Genomic DNA, 1,315 nt, shown 5'->3' on the forward strand with positions numbered 1-1,315 from the left:
GCTGCAGCAACACTTCCGCCACAGACAGGGCAAGTCTTCATGTCATTAGCACCTGTGCTTCCACCGCTGACCTGCTCCAGCTTGTCCAGAGCCAGCACCAGGTCCTGCGTTTCCTTTTTGATCTCTTCGCTCATCTGTTTTTCTCCTTTTCAAAAAATATTTAGATCGGTCTCATGACCGCTCTATTCTATGTAGAAGACAGCCCGCCGTTTGGAGACAGGGGCGTTTCTTTCAAGCATCACCCTTTGCAGTTCTTCGCATGCGCCCAAACTATCATTATATCTATATCTGTTCCGGATTCGATTTTTTTGTTGCAAACCGGGCAAATGCCTCTTTTCATTTTTTCCATTTCTTCTTCTGAAATAATAAATCTTTCTTCGCATTTATCATGGTTGGTAAAGCCCCCGGAAACTTGTTTCAGCTCCTCCGGATTCAGCTCCACATCCTGTGCTTCCTTTTTGATCTCTTCGCTCATGGTTTTTCCCTCCGTATTGACTATTTCTTTTCTTTAATTATTCTGCCTGGAAGCATATGCTTGCACCCAACCCATGTCGGTTCCAATAGATAACGGATTTGGCACTTCCGGCAAACAACTCTTATTTGGGGATGTTCTCTTCCAAATAATGCTGTGCCATATGCCATTTGATTTCCATCTCAGACAAAATGTTACCGAATTTGTCAAATTCCATACCGCAATAGGGACATATGAATTTATTGGAAGACGCTCCTCCGGCAACCTGGTCCAGCTGATCTAAAGACAGCTCCTCTCCATCGACAGGCTTAAAGTCCTCAGCGTTAAGGGAAAGGCCATACTCTTTGGCGATCTCGACGACTTTCTCTACTGCGTTTTCCTTGTCGGTCAGCGCGGTCAGCTTTGCTTTCAGCTCCTCGTTTTTACTGGCTTCTTCCAGAAATTTCTTCAGGTTTTCGTTCATGGTTTTGTTCTCCTTTTCAATTGATCCAGATCGGGCTCATGACCGCTCTATCCTATATACAAGGCAGCCTGCAGCGGGAGCGTTTCCGCGTCCCGCTCGGGTGCTTTGATTATGAGACATCAATAATACCCATCCGTTACACAAGGATAATGGGCCTCTAACTGAGATTGTGAAAGAAACGTTCTGCCGCAATTAGGGCATTTATAATCTCCAAATCCGCCCGCAACTTTGTCCAATTCTTCCGGGTTCAGCTCCGCGTCCTGCGCTTCTTTTTTGATTTCTTCGCTCACGGCTCTATTCTCCTTTTTAATATCACGACAGTAAGGCAGGCAAATTACGACTTAAAAATACCGCGTTCGCCCAAAAATCTTCTGACGGAA

The 1,315-nt window shown here is 45.4% G+C and carries 3 protein-coding genes; all 3 read right to left on the reverse strand.

Going from position 1 to position 1,315, the window contains the following annotated elements; all coding sequences use genetic code 11:
- Positions 1–238: 238 nt before the first annotated feature.
- Complete coding sequence (locus VZT47_RS10445; protein ID WP_330224900.1) at positions 239–475, reverse strand: hypothetical protein; 237 nt, start codon at positions 473–475, stop codon at positions 239–241.
- A 121-nt stretch (positions 476–596) separates the two neighbouring features.
- Positions 597–935, reverse strand: coding sequence for a Nif11-like leader peptide family RiPP precursor (locus VZT47_RS10450; protein ID WP_330224901.1), 339 nt, complete (start codon positions 933–935; stop codon positions 597–599).
- A 119-nt stretch (positions 936–1,054) separates the two neighbouring features.
- A complete protein-coding gene (locus VZT47_RS10455; RefSeq protein ID WP_330224902.1) occupies positions 1,055–1,225 on the reverse strand; it encodes a C2H2-type zinc finger protein in 171 nt (56 codons plus the stop codon).
- Positions 1,226–1,315 lie beyond the last annotated feature (90 nt).

The organism is Dialister sp. (genome assembly GCF_036343215.1).
GTDB lineage: Bacteria > Bacillota > Negativicutes > Veillonellales > Dialisteraceae > Dialister.